The sequence below is a fragment of the Arthrobacter sp. HMSC08H08 genome (genome assembly GCF_001807575.1).
GTDB lineage: Bacteria > Actinomycetota > Actinomycetes > Actinomycetales > Micrococcaceae > Pseudoglutamicibacter > Pseudoglutamicibacter albus.
The window spans coordinates 1-15,983 of the sequence record NZ_KV789392.1 but is presented as its reverse complement, the minus strand read 5'-3'; the positions used below and the strand labels follow the sequence as shown (position 1 = coordinate 15,983).

Annotated in this window: 14 protein-coding genes and 5 pseudogenes; 12 read left to right on the top strand and 7 right to left on the bottom strand. The window is 61.4% G+C overall.

The features are described 5' to 3' along the window. From HMPREF3175_RS10480 to HMPREF3175_RS05165, 3 genes and pseudogenes are all read right to left on the bottom strand, one after another. Window positions 1-973: pseudogene (locus HMPREF3175_RS10480) on the bottom strand (IS3 family transposase); the annotation flags it as partial. 326 nt (window positions 974-1,299) lie between these two features. Beyond that, window positions 1,300-3,192: a heavy metal translocating P-type ATPase gene (locus tag HMPREF3175_RS05170; RefSeq protein WP_070491004.1), complete on the bottom strand. Its 1,893-nt coding sequence runs from the start codon at window positions 3,190-3,192 to the stop codon at window positions 1,300-1,302. Continuing rightward, window positions 3,189-3,548, bottom strand: coding sequence for a Cd(II)/Pb(II)-sensing metalloregulatory transcriptional regulator CmtR (locus tag HMPREF3175_RS05165; protein ID WP_070491002.1), 360 nt, complete (start codon window positions 3,546-3,548; stop codon window positions 3,189-3,191). Before HMPREF3175_RS05165 ends, HMPREF3175_RS05170 begins: the two co-directional genes overlap by 4 nt. Before the next feature lie 345 nt (window positions 3,549-3,893). Here HMPREF3175_RS05165 and HMPREF3175_RS10475 point away from each other — a divergent pair, with 345 nt between their 5' ends. Beyond that, on the top strand, window positions 3,894-4,106 hold the full coding sequence (locus tag HMPREF3175_RS10475) for a recombinase family protein (RefSeq protein ID WP_232219261.1): 213 nt from the start codon (window positions 3,894-3,896) through the stop codon (window positions 4,104-4,106). A gap of 349 nt (window positions 4,107-4,455) precedes the next feature. Beyond that, window positions 4,456-5,310, top strand: coding sequence for a 23S ribosomal RNA methyltransferase Erm (gene erm, locus HMPREF3175_RS05155; RefSeq protein ID WP_065422277.1), 855 nt, complete (start codon window positions 4,456-4,458; stop codon window positions 5,308-5,310). Between the two features lie 102 nt (window positions 5,311-5,412). Here the strand turns inward: erm and HMPREF3175_RS05150 are convergent, their stop codons facing one another. The 3 genes and pseudogenes from HMPREF3175_RS05150 to HMPREF3175_RS05140 all read right to left on the bottom strand — a co-directional run bounded on the left by HMPREF3175_RS05150 (window position 5,413) and on the right by HMPREF3175_RS05140 (window position 7,711). Next, window positions 5,413-5,787: a type IIL restriction-modification enzyme MmeI gene (locus tag HMPREF3175_RS05150; protein WP_370991829.1), complete on the bottom strand. Its 375-nt coding sequence runs from the start codon at window positions 5,785-5,787 to the stop codon at window positions 5,413-5,415. A gap of 397 nt (window positions 5,788-6,184) precedes the next feature. Continuing rightward, a pseudogene (locus HMPREF3175_RS05145) lies at window positions 6,185-7,104 on the bottom strand (multicopper oxidase family protein); the annotation flags it as partial. A gap of 31 nt (window positions 7,105-7,135) precedes the next feature. Then, complete coding sequence (locus HMPREF3175_RS05140) at window positions 7,136-7,711, bottom strand: CueP family metal-binding protein (RefSeq protein WP_070491000.1); 576 nt, start codon at window positions 7,709-7,711, stop codon at window positions 7,136-7,138. 404 nt (window positions 7,712-8,115) lie between these two features. On the opposite strand from HMPREF3175_RS05140, the pseudogene HMPREF3175_RS05135 reads away from it, so the two are divergent. The 8 genes and pseudogenes from HMPREF3175_RS05135 to HMPREF3175_RS05095 all read left to right on the top strand — a co-directional run bounded on the left by HMPREF3175_RS05135 (window position 8,116) and on the right by HMPREF3175_RS05095 (window position 14,353). Next, window positions 8,116-8,837 (top strand): annotated as a pseudogene (locus tag HMPREF3175_RS05135) (response regulator transcription factor). Beyond that, window positions 8,834-9,544, top strand: a pseudogene (locus tag HMPREF3175_RS05130) (sensor histidine kinase). Before HMPREF3175_RS05135 ends, HMPREF3175_RS05130 begins: the two co-directional pseudogenes overlap by 4 nt. 114 nt (window positions 9,545-9,658) lie before the next feature. Beyond that, complete coding sequence (locus tag HMPREF3175_RS05125) at window positions 9,659-9,985, top strand: heavy-metal-associated domain-containing protein (RefSeq protein ID WP_070490998.1); 327 nt, start codon at window positions 9,659-9,661, stop codon at window positions 9,983-9,985. Between the two features lie 51 nt (window positions 9,986-10,036). After that, window positions 10,037-12,271 carry a copper-translocating P-type ATPase gene (locus HMPREF3175_RS05120; RefSeq protein WP_070490996.1) on the top strand — a complete coding sequence of 745 codons (2,235 nt, stop codon included), beginning with the start codon at window positions 10,037-10,039 and terminating at the stop codon, window positions 12,269-12,271. 48 nt (window positions 12,272-12,319) lie between these two features. Continuing rightward, a pseudogene (locus HMPREF3175_RS09910) lies at window positions 12,320-12,973 on the top strand (DUF305 domain-containing protein). Window positions 12,974-13,479: 506 nt separating this feature from the next. Beyond that, window positions 13,480-13,761, top strand: coding sequence for a type II toxin-antitoxin system RelE/ParE family toxin (locus tag HMPREF3175_RS05105; protein WP_070490992.1), 282 nt, complete (start codon window positions 13,480-13,482; stop codon window positions 13,759-13,761). An 8-nt stretch (window positions 13,762-13,769) separates the two neighbouring features. Continuing rightward, complete coding sequence (locus tag HMPREF3175_RS05100; protein WP_070490990.1) at window positions 13,770-14,069, top strand: HigA family addiction module antitoxin; 300 nt, start codon at window positions 13,770-13,772, stop codon at window positions 14,067-14,069. Further along, the gene (locus tag HMPREF3175_RS05095; protein ID WP_070490988.1) at window positions 14,066-14,353 is read left to right on the top strand and encodes a HigA family addiction module antitoxin; all 288 of its coding nucleotides are present in this window, start codon (window positions 14,066-14,068) and stop codon (window positions 14,351-14,353) included. Before HMPREF3175_RS05100 ends, HMPREF3175_RS05095 begins: the two co-directional genes overlap by 4 nt. 105 nt (window positions 14,354-14,458) lie before the next feature. Here HMPREF3175_RS05095 and HMPREF3175_RS05090 read toward each other — a convergent pair whose 3' ends face one another. After that, window positions 14,459-14,704, bottom strand: coding sequence for a ribbon-helix-helix domain-containing protein (locus HMPREF3175_RS05090; protein WP_035755593.1), 246 nt, complete (start codon window positions 14,702-14,704; stop codon window positions 14,459-14,461). Between the two features lie 135 nt (window positions 14,705-14,839). On the opposite strand from HMPREF3175_RS05090, the gene HMPREF3175_RS05085 reads away from it, so the two are divergent. Continuing rightward, on the top strand, window positions 14,840-15,073 hold the full coding sequence (locus HMPREF3175_RS05085) for a FitA-like ribbon-helix-helix domain-containing protein (protein ID WP_070491079.1): 234 nt from the start codon (window positions 14,840-14,842) through the stop codon (window positions 15,071-15,073). Between the two features lie 49 nt (window positions 15,074-15,122). Continuing rightward, on the top strand, window positions 15,123-15,674 hold the full coding sequence (locus HMPREF3175_RS05080; protein ID WP_070490986.1) for a GNAT family N-acetyltransferase: 552 nt from the start codon (window positions 15,123-15,125) through the stop codon (window positions 15,672-15,674). The last annotated feature ends 309 nt before the right edge of the window (window positions 15,675-15,983 follow it).

Below are 15,983 nucleotides of genomic sequence, written 5' to 3'. Positions count from 1 at the left end.
CGCGACATCGACTGAACACCACCGTTGTCGTGAATCAGGTTGCGCCAGGACGAATGCTGGTACTGGAAACCTTGATCGGTGTGCATCATCCACCCAGGTTCAGGCGCACACGTTTTAATCGTCTTCGTTAAAGAATCGGCGGTAAACGCTGTCGACGGCGATGTGGCCACGGTGTGGGCGACGATTGAACGGTCGAACAGGTCCATCACCGGTGACAGGTAGACCTTGCGGCCTTGGACCCTGAACTCGGTGACGTCGCTGACAAAGACGGTATTTGGCTTATCTGGGGTGAACTTGCGGTCAAGTGTGTTGTCGGCAATGTGGCTGATCGTCCCGCTGTAGGAAACATACGGCCTGCGCTGGCGGACCTTGGCTCGAAGCCCCATCTCGCACATGAGCTTGTAGACGAGCTTGTGGTTGACCACCCAGCCCTGGTTGCGCAGGTCAAGTAGCACTCGCCGGTAGCCGTAGCGATGCTTGTTACGCTTGAAGCTTTCCCGGATCGCGTCTTTGAGCGCAGCGTGCTTATCCGGCTCGCTGAGTCGTTTCTGGTGGTAGAAGAACGTCGACCTCGGCATGCCTGCCGCATCCAAAAGGTATTGCAGACGATGCTGTGACTTGAGGATGACGATCGCCTGGACTTTCAGGCGTGTCCCTGGTTCCTCAAGTCCCGCAATTTTTTTAAGTAAGCGTTTTCCGCTTCCAACCGTGCAACCTGGCGGCGCAGCTTCTCTTCCTCCGACAGCGGCTTCGGTGCGGCCGAGCCTTTGGGCCTGCCCTTGGGCTTCGGTTTTAGCGCCTCGTCGCCGCCTTTGCGCCACTTAATCACCCAGTCCTGGACGAGTTGGGCGGATGAAAGATTGAACTCTCGTGCAAGATCCATCGCTGTCTCACCAGCAAGGTGGCGTTGGACAACTTCCTTCTTGATCTCGAACGAGTACTGCTGCTTTGTCGGTTTCTCCACAAGACATAGCCTGCCATGCAGCTGAAACCGGCGGTAGAGACGACGGACGGGGAATTTTGAGACCCCAACGGCACTGGCAGCGCCTTCATAACCCATGCCCTGCTCGAAAAGCTCCACTAACTGCTCACGCTGAACTTCACTCAGCGAACTACGTGCTCTCAAAGGAAACTACTCCCCACTAGTCGGTAACTGATTTCTCAGTCCAACTAATGGGGAGCAGTTCACCCCCCTGATGGGTGTCGGGCCCTTTGCCAAACACACTGCCCAGGTAGTCGCGGGCCATGCCGATGAAGCTCGGCAGCAAAAGTTTTGAAATGGCGCCAACGTAACTCGACTCAGCGATTCGTCCGCGCGGCCCGCAGGCCGTTCAAGATCACGATGACTTCGGCGACCTCATGAACCAACACGACGGCGGCCAGGCCCAGCACGCCGCTGATCGCCAGCGGCATCAACACGATGATGATGGCCAGAGACAGCACGATGTTCTGGTTGATGATCCTGCTGCCTCGGCGGGCGTGCTGCAGCGCCTGCGGGATCAGCCGGAGGTCGTGGCCGGTGAAGGCGACATCAGCGGACTCGATCGCGGCGTCAGAGCCGGTCGCTCCCATCGCGATGCCCACCGTTGCGCCCGCCAATGCCGGCGCGTCGTTGATGCCGTCACCGATCATCGCCGTCGGCGTTGTGGAGGAGAGTTCGGCGACGATGCTTGCCTTGTCCTCCGGGCGCAGCTCGGCGCGCACGTCGTCGATACCAGCGATTGCAGCCAGCGCCCGGGCGGTGCGAGTGTTGTCGCCGGTGAGCATGCTCACTTCCACGCCGTTGGCGTGTAGGGTCTGCACGGCTTCGGGTACCTCGGGCCGCAGCTCGTCGCGGACCCCGATCGCCCCGGCGAGGGCGCCATCGACGGTGACCAGGACGCAGGTCTGGCCCTCGGCCTCCATGTGCTCGACGGCTGCCTTCAGTGGCCCGGCGTCGATCCACCGGGGGCTGCCCACCAGCACCCGTCGGCCTTCGACGGTGCCGCCGATGCCGTGCCCGGCTTCCTCGCTGATGTCCAGGGCGGCAGGCGCTTCGGGCCCCGCTGCCGCGATCGCCGCGGCGAGAGGGTGCGTCGATTGCTGCTCAACTGCCGCCGCGAAGGCAAGCACCTGCGCCTGATCGAATCCGTCTGTCGGGACCACGCCGGTAACCTCGGGCTGGTTGCGGGTGAGGGTTCCGGTCTTGTCCACCGCCAGGTGACGGATGCCGCCGAGCCGTTCGAATGCCGCGCCGGACTTGATGACCACGCCAAACTGGCTGGCGGCGCCGATCGCGGCCACGACCGTCAGCGGCACGGAGATTGCCAGCGCGCACGGCGACGCGGCGACCAGGACCACCAGCGCACGGGTGATCCACGTCTCGGGGTCGCCCAGCAGCGAGCCGATCACGCCGACCAGCACCGCCAGGATCATCACTCCGGGCACGAGGGGTTGGGCAATCCGGTCGGCGATCCGGGCGCGGTCGCCCTTTTCCGCCTGCGCCTGCTCGACCAGGTCCACGAGTGTGGTCAGTGAGTTGTCCGTTCCAGCTGCGGTCGTTTCGACCTCCAGCACACCGGCGGAATTGATCGCCCCCGCGGGCACCTCGTCGCCCGGCGCGACCTCCTCCGGAATGGATTCTCCGGTGATCGCTGAGGTGTCAAGGCTGGAGCGCCCAGACCGAATGATGCCGTCCGTGGCGATCCGCTCCCCTGGGCGCACAAGCATCAGTTCGCCAACCATGAGGTCCTTCGCTGTGACCTCGACCGTCGTGCCGTCGCGCAGCACCGTCGCGGTCTGCGGTACCAACTTCAACAGTGCCCGGAGTCCGCCCTGGGCCCGGTCCATCGCCTTGTCTTCCAGTGCCTCGGCGATCGAGTATAGGAACGCTAGCGCCGCGGCCTCTCCGACGAAGCCGAGGATCACCGCGCCGACCGCGCTGATCGTCATCAGCAGGCCAATGCCGAGCTTGCGCTTCGTGACAAGGTTCCGGATCGCTCCAGGCGCGAACGTGTATGCGCCCAACAGCAGGCCGACCCAGAACAGTACTGTCGCGGGTGTCTCCAGCCCGGACCAGTCCAGTGCCAGGCCTATGCAGAGGGCTACGCCGGAGAAGATCGGCAGTAGCAACTCGGGGTCCTTCCACCATGGCCGATCGAGCTCTTCGATCTCCGTGGCGGGTTCATGTTCGCACCCACACGCCGAGCTCATGCGTCCGCTCCTTTCTCACCGCAGCCGGGCACCGAGCACTCAGGGTCGATGCAGGGGGCGTTTTCGTCGACAGCCAACGTCGCATTCACCAGCGCGTCGAGCGCTGCCGCGAGGTGCGGATCGGCGATTTCGTAGCGGGTCTTGCGGCCCTCTGGCTCGGCGACGACGATGCCGCAGTCGCGCAAGCACGTCAGGTGGTTCGAGACGTTCGAGCGGGTCAGGTCCAGGTCGCGCGAAATCACGGCCGGGTAGCTCGGGCCGTCAAGTAGGGTCATCAGGATTTTGGAACGCGTCGGATCCGCCATGGCCCGGCCGAGCCGGTTCATGACATCGAGGCGCGAAGCAATAGTCAGCATGAGTTGAACTATACAGCATTCCCTGAACTATTCAACATGCACTGAACTGACGTTGGAGCGAAGAGTTTGCGACCTGCAGAAATTAGTCGATGGGGTAGCCGATAACTGGGCTTTTGTGGTTCGGCTGCCAACCCAACGCGGGAGCGACGTGGGCGGCGAGGTTCTCGAGAAAGTAACTTTGCAACTACATACCGTCGAGTTTAAGTTCAATGTGTAGCTAAGGGCCTTATTAATAGCGTTTGACAACACGCGCTCCTATTTACCTTCGTATCTCACGAGACGCTGACGTGGATGGCCTCACCATCGACCGGCAGCGTCAGGACTGTGAAGCCATTGCAAAGCAGCGTGGCTTGCACGTTGGACATAGGACATAACTACGTCGATCAGTCCATTTCCGCGTCAAAGAAGAATGTGGCTCGCCCCGACTACGACGCCATGGTGGCGTCCTTTGAACGCGGCGAAATCGACGCGATCATCTGCTGGGACCTCGAACTACCCGCCCCACGTCGGTGGATAGTCCGATCGGTCGGACAAAATTACTCCCGCACCACAGCGTAATCAGGGGTGCACCTTAAAAACATCCGGAGGTGGGGGTAACTCCCCCTCGTTGCCCAGAGACAAAATACGCCAGTGGCGTCTGTACGACGAGCCGAAAGTAGGACAAATTCCAATCCAGAGAGGTCTTGCACTGTTGCGGTGCGGTTGTCTTCTTTCTCACCGTATTGGACCCTGCGAAATTAATTGGATACGATAGGCCCATGTTGATTTCAGGTTCCGTTTTCATGCGGCCGCTCACCAGCCGCTAAGGCGGTTTTCTCCCTCCCGCAGGTTAGAAACCGCTCCGGTCCTTTAGCCGGGCGGCCATTTGCCATGCCCGGCTTCGTTTCAACTCCACGGAGCACACCTGATGTCTACATACGGATACGGCCGTCACGAACATGGCCAGAATTTTCTCACAGACCACAAGATCATCAACTCCATCGTCGATCTTGTAAAACAATCCTCTGGCCCCATCATTGAGATCGGGCCAGGAAGCGGTGCCCTCACTCACCCGCTATCCCGCTTGGGGAGGCCAATAACGGCAGTTGAGGTAGACGCAAAACTAGCTGCCAAACTCACAAAAAAGACCGCCTCGGCGTCGGTCGAAGTGGTCCATGATGATTTCCTTAACTTCCCGTTACCCGCCACTCCCTGCGTCATTGTGGGAAACATTCCCTTTCACCTCACTACTGCCATTCTTCGAAAGTTGTTGCATGCGCCGGCATGGACTGACGCTGTACTCCTCATGCAGTGGGAAGTCGCTCGCCGCCGGGCCGGGGTAGGCGCAAGCACAATGATGACGGCTCAGTGGTCCCCATGGTTCACATTTCACCTTGGTTCCCGAGTACCAAGGTCTGCTTTCCGGCCACAGCCAAACGTTGACGGGGGGATCTTAGTGATCCGCCGGGTGGGTGACCCGAAGATCCCGATAGAGCAGCGCAAAGCCTTTCAGGCGATGGTGCACACCGTTTTCACCGCCCGGGGACGCGGGATAGGGGAAATTCTCCGAAGGGCAGGGTTGTTTTCATCACGTTCAGAGACACAATCATGGTTGCGCTCGCGAGGAATCGACCCCGCAACCCTACCTCCCAGATTGCGCACCAGCGACTGGATCGATCTCTTCCAGGTGACTGGTTTCTCTCCACCGCGCCATCGGCCCATTTCACAATCGGGAAGTAGTCAACGCCCTCCTCAACGGAAAAAACGAGGCCGGCGGCGGTAATCCCCCCACCACCAAAACCGAAATCCACCAGTAGTAGTGAACGACCCATGCTCGTCTACCGTGAGCCGCGTTATGACAGTGACGTGTTCTCGTCGGGCACAGTCATAGTTCCCGGCGTTGCCAGCGACAGGGTTCTACACCCGGCAGCGGGCCGATCAAAATCACCCGCACGGGGAACGACCCTGCTGGTGGTTTCGATTTTGATGAAAGCGAGGAGACATAGCCCCTCGCCAACTCCCCGTAGCTGGCGAACAGTAGCTCCTGGCGGTGGCGCTCGTTGGTGAGTTTGCGTGCCGCATCGAAAGCCTTATCGACTTCCTGGTCCAAGTTGTTGTGAGCCTTGAGCAGAATTGGGTCCATCGATAACGGGTTGTAGTGCTCCGCGAGTGACCGCCGGGGGTGCCGCTCGCGTGCCCGCAGCACCAACTGTCCAGCGTCGATGATTCGCTGCTGCGCCTTCTCATCTAGTTCACACAGAGCTGGTCCGCAGTTGTAGCTCCCGATGTACTCCGAAAAACGGAAAAAATAAATAGCGGGGATACATCAACCTTCCACTTTCCATTCTTCCGGCTCAGAGTATTGAGGGGTCTGGGACCGGGTCCGTAAACCCTTTATGTTTTCCGCGCACAGCGGTTTTTAGCGACGCGCCCTATAGGTTTTCCGCAGAACCTATATGTGTTTCTGTGCACCCCATATGTTGTCTGTTTTAGCGGTATTTCGTTGTTAATTCCGCACGCGCGCATCAAATGGTTAGTTATCGCCGACACTCCGTGGAGTTCAAGTTCAACGTAACCTAAGGCGCGCTAGTGTTAGTCGTATAACAACACGTGCTGCCATTTACCTTCGCATCTCGCTCGATACCCTGCTGTGGGGGTTACTCGTAGCGAAGCGAGCTGAGCATCCCGGTTTCCATGTGATAGGCGTTATGGCAGTGAAATGCCCACTCACCGGGGTTGTCAGCGATCAGGTCGGCGATCATGGTTTCACCGTGGCGGAGAAGGACGGTGTCCTTGCGTAGTCCGCCGCTGCCGGGCAGCGCCCACGTGTGGCCGTGGATGTGCATGGGGTGGGGCATCATGGTCCTGTTGCGCATGACCATCCGCAGGCGCTGGCCCTCCTGCACGGTCGCGGAGGAGGATTGGCCGTCGGTGAGAATGCTCCATTCATACGGCATCATCTGCCCGCCCAGGTCGATGCTGACTTCTCGGTCTGGTGTGTCCTCGGGTAGGAGTGCACGGTCTGCTGGCTTCAGGGAGGACAGGAGCAGTCCGGTGGACGACAACTCGGGGAAGTCGACATCGGGGTGGGGGGCCTGGCCGCCGGCGGTGCGGATGACGGCGAAGGCGCGGTCGTCCTTACCCACCGCCAAAGCCGTGAGCGGGAAGATGCCGTCGCCGAGGATGACCTCGACGTCGACACGCTCGCCCATCGACAGGTAGATCGATTCGGTCTCCCGGGGCTGGACGGGGAAGCCGTCGGTGTGGGTGACGGTCATGCGGTGACCACCGAGGGCCACCTTGAAGATGGTGTTACCGCCGGAGTTGATAAACCGCAGGTGGGCCTTTCCGCTCGGGCGAGCTTCGAAGGTCCGGTGAGCTTGTCGAGCTCATCGTCGGGAGTGCCCTGAATGCCATCGACCCAGTCGTCGAGCACGATGGTCCACTCAACGTCCTGGTCGTCAGCGTCTTGCGGGTCACGGATGATCAGTGGGGCGTGGAGGCCGCGATCAAGCTGCAGGCCGGTGTGGGAATGGTAGAAGTAGGTGCCACCGTGGGGGACTTCAGTGACACGGGAGACAGGCGCAGGTGAGGATCCTGCTGAGCCATCACGTCAGGCGCAGGTCTGTGACACAGGTGGCACCGTCGTCGGTGGTGGAAAACTCCGTGGTGGCGGTACGCCCCTGGTAGCTGACCTCAATCAGGCCGGTGACATCATCGGGAAGCCAGAAGCCGACAAACCCGTTGTCGAAGGTGGTTGTCGCCTCGTCCACCAGCACCTCACCGGTCGCCTCATCGGTGATCGTGACCTGGATATCCTCATTGTCGAGTTCCCCCTGGCAGGTCGTGAGGCTGTGGTAGAAGCAGTCGTGGGTGGAGGTGAGATAGGGTGCGATCGAGACATACGTCTGATTGTCGGGAAGATCAACCACGACTTCCTGATCATCGCTCGAGAGCAGCAGTTCATCGTTACGCACTGAGGCGATAAGATCCGTGGGACGCTCAGTGACCTTCTGCCGGTCGAGGTGATCAATGATCTCCACCGCGTCCATGTCGGCCAGGCCATGGGTAGTCAGGAATGTATCCTGGGACACCGTCTCGTCGGCGGTGGGTTCCGGGCCGGCGGCCGAACACCCCGTGAGGGTGAGGGCAAGAGTGGCGGCTGCGATCGCTGCTCGTTTCACGTCAATCTCCTTGGATCGTGGTAAGACCGTGAGAAGACACCGCCTCAAGGTCGATGTCATACCTTTATCTAGCACGGGTTCCTGACGGACTAGAAATCAAAAGCCCTGCTCACAGCCTTATAACAGGGCGAAAAGGGGGTGGATTCGGTGGGCTGGGTCACCACCGGGACACCACCCCACAGCCGTGGGCGATGTCCTTCTACCCGCCCCGGGTATGCGGTGCAGGCAGTGAAATCCCTGGTGGCGTCTGCTGAACCGACCAGGGGAGGCGATGCCGCCGGCCCGGGGTGGGGCACAGGGGTGACGGCAGTCGAAGGGTGATGTTTGAAGATTTGATGAAGATTGCCCCGCCGGGCACTGAGCGAGGGTGGTATTCCCCCCTGGCCGGAGCAATACTGGGGTCTATGGCTGACCGCACACCGACCACCGCCACGCCCCTGGGGCGGGTGCTGGTCGTCGATGATGAACAACCCCTGGCTCAGATGGTGGCCTCCTACCTCATCCGGGCCGGCTTCGATACCCGCCAGGCGCACACCGGCACCCAGGCCGTGGACGAGGCCCGTCGCTTTCCCCCGATGTTGTGGTGCTGGATCTGGGGCTGCCCGAACTCGACGGTCTGGAGGTATGCCGACGGATCCGCACCTTCTCGGACTGCTACATCCTCATGCTCACCGCGCGTGGCAGCGAGGACGACAAGATCAGCGCTTTGACCCTGGGGGCGGATGACTACATCACCAAACCTTTTAGCATCCGGGAACTGGTGACCCGGGTGCATGCGGTGTAGCGCCGCCCGCGCACCAGCACCACCCCACCGCAGGTGACCACCCCCTTGATCGTTGGTGACCTCATCCTTGACCCCGTTGCCCATCAGGTGCGGGTGGGGGAGAGGACCGTGGAGCTCACCCGCACGGAGTTCGAGCTGCTGGTTGCCCTGGCCCTGCGCCCCGGCCAGGCGCTGACCCGCCACGATCTGGTCACCGAGGTCTGGGACACCACCTGGGTCGGTGATGAACGCATCGTCGATGTCCACATCGGCAACTTGCGTCGCAAGCTCGGCACCGACACCCGGGGTCGGGGGTTTATCGACACCGTGCGTGGCGTGGGCTACCGGGTGGGGCAGGCATGAATCACGGACCCGGCCTGACCTTCCGCTTCCTGGTCGCCCAGGTGTTGGTCGTGGTGATTAGCCTGCTGGTGGCCGCGGCCGTGGCCACGACGGTGGGCCCGACCCTGTTCCATGATCATATGTTGATGGCCGGCCGGGAGGACCCCTCGCTGGAGCTATTCCATGCCGAGCAGGCCCCGAGGTCGCCACCCTGGCGCATGCCTTCAACACCATGGCCGACCGGCTGGAACACACCGAACAGGTCCGCCGCCAGATGCTCTCTGATCTGGCCCACGAAATGGGCACCCCCTTATCGGTGCTCACGGTCTACCTCGATGGTCTCCAGGACGGGGTCGTGGACCGGCAACGCTTCGGCCAGGTGATGAGCAATCTCCTGTCGAACGCGCTACGGCACACCCCGGCCGGCGGGCAGGTCCGGATCAGCGTCCACCGCCAGGGGGCGTCCACCGCGCTCATCCACGTCGCCGATGACGGCGAGGGCATCCCACCTGGCCAGCTCGGACACATCTTCGAACGCTTCTACCGGGGGGGATGCCGCCCGCAGCCGGGACAACGGCGGGTCCGGTATCGGTCTGACCGTCTCCAGGGCATTGATCGAGGCCCACGGCGGCACTCTCACTGCTACCTCCCCCGGACCCGGTCGCGGAGCGGTGTTTGCCCTCCGCCTCCCGCTGTCCGCTCCCGACAGTGAGGGGGCTGCTCGGTGACCACACCCTGCCCCGCCTTAGGGTCGTGCCCTCCACCCCTTGAAAATATACCCCGGGGGGGTATATGCTAGAGAGCGGAATTGCCGCACGCCACCGAACCGAAGGAGCTTTCCCATGATCACCTCCCCGCCCCGCCTCTTGCCGATGGCCTCCCGCGGCTGCAGCTGTTGCGGACCCGCCTCAGATGCCGACATCGCCTCCATCCCTGCCGCCAGCGACTCGTCAGCAGGAGGGGCCTCCCCTAGCTACCAGGTCACTGGCCTGACCTGCGGGCACTGCGCGAAAAGCGTGACCCAGGCCCTTCAGGACCTCCCCCAGGTTGACGACGTCCAGGTTGATCTCGCTGCTGGTGGTGTTTCCACCGTCACGGTCACCGGTGTCGTACCTCCGGAGATGGTTCGCCGGGCCATCGAGGAGGCCGGCTACACCGTCTTATCCTGATCAGTTTTACCCATCATCTCGACCCCGACCGGGGTGAGCGGAAGGAACGTCATGAGTACTCCCCACCATTCCGGTGATCACCATGGTGATCACCCCGCTCCGGAAACAGACCACACCCACCACCCGGATCATGCCAGGCACGAACACCACGCAGATGCCGACACCCACGGCCAGGCGATGCCCCACGATCACCCGCACTCCGCCCTGGATCAAGACCACCACGTTCATGGTCACGGCGAACACGCCGGACACAGCACCGCAATGTTTCGGGACCGCTTCTGGTGGTCGCTGATCCTGTCCATTCCTGTCGTTATTTTCAGCCCCATGGTCGCCCACCTGCTCGGCTACCACCTCCCGGCATTCCCCGGATCCACTTGGATCCCCCCGGTGCTGGGCACGATCATCTTCGTCTACGGCGGAACGCCTTTCCTCAAGGGCGGATGGAAAGAACTGAAATCCCGCCAACCCGGGATGATGCTCCTGATCGCCATGGCCATCACTGTGGCGTTTGTTGCCTCCTGGGTCACCACTCTGGGGCTGGGCGGTTTTGAGCTGGACTTCTGGTGGGAGCTGGCTCTGCTGGTGACCATCATGTTGCTGGGCCACTGGCTGGAGATGAGCGCTCTCGGGGCCGCGTCCTCCGCGCTTGACGCGCTGGCTGCCCTGCTGCCGGATGAGGCCGAGAAAGTCATCGACGGGACCACCCGCACCGTGGCCATCTCCGAGCTGGTCGTCGACGACGTCGTGCTGGTGAGGGCCGGTGCCCGGGTGCCGGCCGATGGAACCATCCTCGACGGAGCCGCCGAATTCGATGAGGCGATGATCACCGGCGAATCCCGTCCCGTCTTCCGCGACACCGGTGACAAGGTGGTCGCCGGTACCGTGGCCACCGACAACACCGTCCGCATCCGGGTGGAGGCTACCGGCGGGGACACCGCCCTGGCCGGGATCCAACGCATGGTTGCCGATGCCCAGGAGTCCTCCTCCCGGGCCCAGGCCCTGGCGGATCGGGCGGCGGCGTTGTTGTTCTGGTTCGCGCTGATCTCCGCTCTGATCACCGCGGTGGTGTGGACCATCATCGGCAGCCCGGACGATGCCGTGGTGCGCACGGTCACGGTGCTGGTCATCGCTTGTCCGCACGCCCTGGGCCTGGCGATTCCGCTGGTCATTGCGATCTCCAGCGAGCGGGCCGCGAAAGCCGGGGTGCTCATCAAGGACCGAATGACGCTCGAGCGGATGCGCACCATCGACGTGGTGCTCTTCGACAAAACCGGCACCCTGACCGAGGGTGCGCACGCGGTCACCGGTGTCGCGGCAGCTGTCGGCGTCACCGAGGGCGAGTTGCTGGCCCTGGCCGCCGCCGCGGAGGCCGACAGCGAGCACCCCGTGGCCCGCGCCATCGTGGAGGCCGCGGCCGCCCACCCCGAGGCCTCCCGTCGGCGAATCCGTGCAACTGGTTTCAGCGCCGCCTCCGGTCGAGGGGTCCGGGCCACTGTCGATGGCGCTGAGATCCTCGTGGGCGGGCCGAACATGCTGCGCGAGTTCAACCTCACCATCCCGGCCGAGCTCACCGACACCACCAGCGCCTGGACCGGGCGTGGGGCTGGTGTGCTCCATATTGTCCGCGACGGTCAGATCATCGGTGCGGTGGCCGTCGAGGACAAGATCCGCCCCGAATCCCACGCCGCCGTGAAAGCCTTGCAGGACCGCGGGGTGAAAGTTGCAATGATCACCGGCGACGCCCAGCAGGTGGCCCACGCGGTCGGTCAGGTCTTAGGCATTGATGAGGTCTTCGCCGAGGTCCTGCCACAGGACAAAGACACCAAGGTCACGCAGTTGCAGGACCGAGGTTTGAGCGTGGCCATGGTCGGCGACGGTGTCAATGACGCACCCGCTCTGACCCGCGCGGAGGTCGGTATCGCCATCGGTGCCGGCACGGATGTGGCCATGGAATCTGCCGGGGTGGTCCTAGCCAGTGATGACCCGCGGGCAGTGCTGTCGATGATTGAGCTGTCCCAGGCCAGCTACCGCAAGATGATCCAGAACCTGATCTGGGCCTCTGGCTACAACATCCTCGCCGTGCCGCTGGCCGCCGGAGTGCTCGCCTCGATCGGGTTCGTGCTGTCCCCGGCCGTGGGCGCGATCTTGATGTCTGCCTCGACCATCGTGGTGGCCCTGAACGCCCAACTGTTGCGCCGCATTGATCTGGATCCGGCTCACCTGGCTCCGACCGAGTCGAAGGAGGAACACACCACGCCCACTCCGGCATCCACCGCCGTCCACTGATCCACTACTTCTCTCCACTGCCCCCATATGACCCTGAAAAGCTCCACGATGAAGCGCACCCTTGTTCTTTCCGCTCTCGCCGTGGCCTCCACCCTGGCGCTGGCCGCCTGCGGTGAGGCCACCGAGTCACGCAACACCGACGCCACCACCTCGGCCACCAGCACTGCGACGACTACCGCTGAGACGACCGAGACCACCACGGCGACGACTGAGGCGGACAGGGAGATCTCCGCCGATCACAACGACGCGGACATCATGTTTGCCCAGATGATGATCCCCCATCACCAGCAGGCCGTGGAGATGAGTGAAATCCTCCTGGCCAAGGACGATATCCCGGCCGAGGTCATCGAGTTCGCCCAGGGTGTTATCGATGCCCAGGGCCCGGAGATCGACCGGATGAATTACATGCTCGAGACCTAGGAAGAAGATCCGGTCACCGGTGATATGGGTGAGATGGACCATGGCGGGATGAGTGGAATGATGAGCGAGGAGGACATGACAGCCCTCGAGGACGCCAAGGGCACCGAGGCTGCCCGGCTCTACCTTGAGCAGATGACCGCCCACCATGAGGGTGCGGTCGATATGGCCCGCGATGAGGTCACTGATGGCCAGAACCCGCAGGCCATCGCTTTGGCTGAGCAGGTCATTGAAGATCAGGAGGCCGAGATCGCCCAGATGCAGCAGATGCTCACTGACCTATGACAGGTCCCCGTCTTTTTCTGATCCCGAGGACAGGAATCTGAAAAAGAGGGATAACCGTGACGATTGCCACCTGCTGCGGGCGATGGGTCGTTATCACCGCAGCGGGTGCACCGGGATGGATGTTTCTTCTCCCTCTGGTCGCACCACTGAGGAAAGGGGAAAGCTCCTGTGTCCAGACCCTTGGAGGACTACGCATTATTGTCCGATACTCACATGGCCGCCCTGGTTTGCCGGCAGGGCAGCATTAATGTTGGGGTGGGGGCGTTCCCCGAGTAGTGGACACGGCGTTGGTGTCAGTTAGGCAACGAGGCCTGCGGTAGCAGCCGTCGTCGCGGTCTCGAAGGCCGTACTGTGATCCTAGCTATCGCTTTTTACTTCTTGTATCTACTCAATCTCTAGCAGCTTCTGCTGTATGTCCATAGGGTAAGGGTATTTAGCAACGACACGTCGTGGACTTCCGGTTTAACGTGTAGCGTTATTGACGCTTTGCGTTATAAACTGACTTCGTGATCAGATCTTTCGGTGACCGTGACACGGAGCTTGTGTGGTTGCGTGAAGCGGCGCCTCGGATAGATCCGCGGATTCATAAGTCCGCGAACAGGAAGCTACATCTGCTCGATGCTGCGGTGTCTCTTAACTCGCTTCGCGTTCCGCCGGGGAACCGGCTTGAAGCGTTGAAGGGTGACCGTAAGGGTCAGTACAGCATTCGTATCAACAGTCAGTGGCGGATCTGCTTCGTGTGGACCGAGGCTGGCCCGGAGAATGTGATCATCGAGGACTATCACTGAGGAGCATTATGACTGAGAAGCTTTACGCTCCGATTCACCCTGGCGAGGTTCTGAAGGAGGACTTCATTGAGGGCTTCGGGATCACGCAGCATAAGCTCGCTGTGTCTATCGATGTTCCTCCGAGACGGATCAACGAGATCGTGCACGGCAAGCGCGCCATCACTGCTGATACGGCATTGCGTCTGGGGCGTTATTTCGGAGTGGAACCGCAGTTCTGGCTCAATCTTCAGAGCCGTTATGAGCTTGAGATGGCGCAGGAGCGTGTGGCCGATCAGATAACTAAGATCACGCCCCTGCAAGTCGCGTGATCAAGCCGATCCACCCAGGAGAGATCCTGATGGAGGACTTCATCCAAGGTTTCGGGATCACGCAGCATAAGGTCGCTGTGTCTATCGGTGTTCCTCCGAGGCGGATCAACGAGATCGTGCATGACAAGCGAGGTATCACTGCAGATATGGCGATACGGCTGGCGCGGTATTTCGGGACGTCCGAGGAGTTCTGGATGAATCTGCAGTCGAACTACGAGCTACGGTGGCAGCGTCGCGCGTTGAAGAACACGGTTGAAGCTATTTCGCCGCTACAAGTGGCCTGACCAACCGAACGGTGCTACGCCCCGATGGTACCTCGAGCGTGGTAGCTGACCTTGGTTCAGTTCTGGTTTGATCCCGTGTTTTGTGGCGCTTGAGCGAACTTCCATTTAGACGGCATTCCGTAAAGCTTCTCGGATTGCCTGGGACCTCGACCATCCGTGAGTGGCCGCGTATTTATCCAGGTCTGAAATTTCGCTGGGTGAAAGCCGAATGGAGATCACTTTAGCCGCATTTTCGTGGCGAGGTTTCCTGCCTCGACGGCGTAGTGTCTCCACATCGTAGCCGTCCTCGGCTTCCGCTACCCACTCATCGATTTGTTCTTCGCTAACCTGTTGCCCATTAATCGTCCTCATATCCTTAATCGTAATACGGAATTGAATGCGCCGGCTAGAGAGACGTCGCTTCTTCAGTATCAGTCGCCTCGCTTCTATCTTTCCGAGGCGTACCATTCAGATCATCATTGTTGATATCATAAGGGGGTGGTGCTGATGCCGTCCATTGTCGTGCGAGGTCTTGATGATCATGTGAAGGCACAAATCGCGGCTCAGGCGAAGGCGAACGGGCAGTCCATGGATGGCGAGGTGCGCGCTATCCTAACGAAGGCGGCCCGACGGCCGCACATAGGCGCGGTTCTTCTGAATGTGGCGCAGGATCGCGGTGGGGTCAAGGGGCTGCCGATTCCGACGCGCGACGATGTAGCACGGGTGGCGAACTTCGAATGATCGTCCTCGACACCAGCGGCAAACTCGTAGACCTGTGGAAGGTGGAAGTGTGAAGCGTCATTCGATCGAGATCATCGCCCACCAAGAGCTCCCTGAAGCCGATCTGCGTGGGCTTCGGCAACTCTTCGACAGCGAATATCTCGAGGAGTTCGGGGAGTGGGATCCACAGCAGCCCTACGGCTATGCGCCACATGATGTCCACATCATGGCGTGGAACGAAGGTCGCGTCATCGGCCACGTGGGATGGGCGCGCCGCGAGATCGCTGTCGGCACCCAGATCCTCGCGATCGCGGGAGTCGGCGGTGTTCTGATCTCCGCTGACGCACGAGGGACGCGTCTCGGGAGCGAACTCATGAGCTGGGCAGCGCAGTCGATGCGCGATGGCGGCCGCGTCGCGTTCGGTTACTTGGGGTGTCGAGAGCAGGTCGTCCCGTTCTACGCGTCATGCGGGTGGAAAAAGATCCGTGCGCGCGAGAGGTCGGTCGGGTGTGATGGCGAACCCGTCGAGCAAGAGCCAGGCCCGCCGATCCTTGTCCTGCCCATCGCCCCATTCGAGATGTGGCCCGATGGAGACATCGACCTGCGCGGGCGGGCTTGGTAGCCGCTGACTGCAGGTGGTTCTCAGTGCCGGAGCACGGTGGACTTCCGGTTTAACGTGTAGTTGCTGGAGGCAAGAGATGAACTGTGGTTCTTAGTGCCATCGACCGGAGTCACATAACAAGTTTTGCGGCGTGTGTGGCCTTCCTGCGTCAGGTAGGTCAGGTAATACGGCGAACAAGGGAGGAGAGCAGGTTTACAGCTGCCTGTATCAAGCGGAGCACGATGTCGTAGTCAACCCGACGCCAGACGCTCCGCCGTCGCTGGGTTCCAGCTGTTCGGGGGGCCGTAGTGCCTCATGTCAAGTTGATCG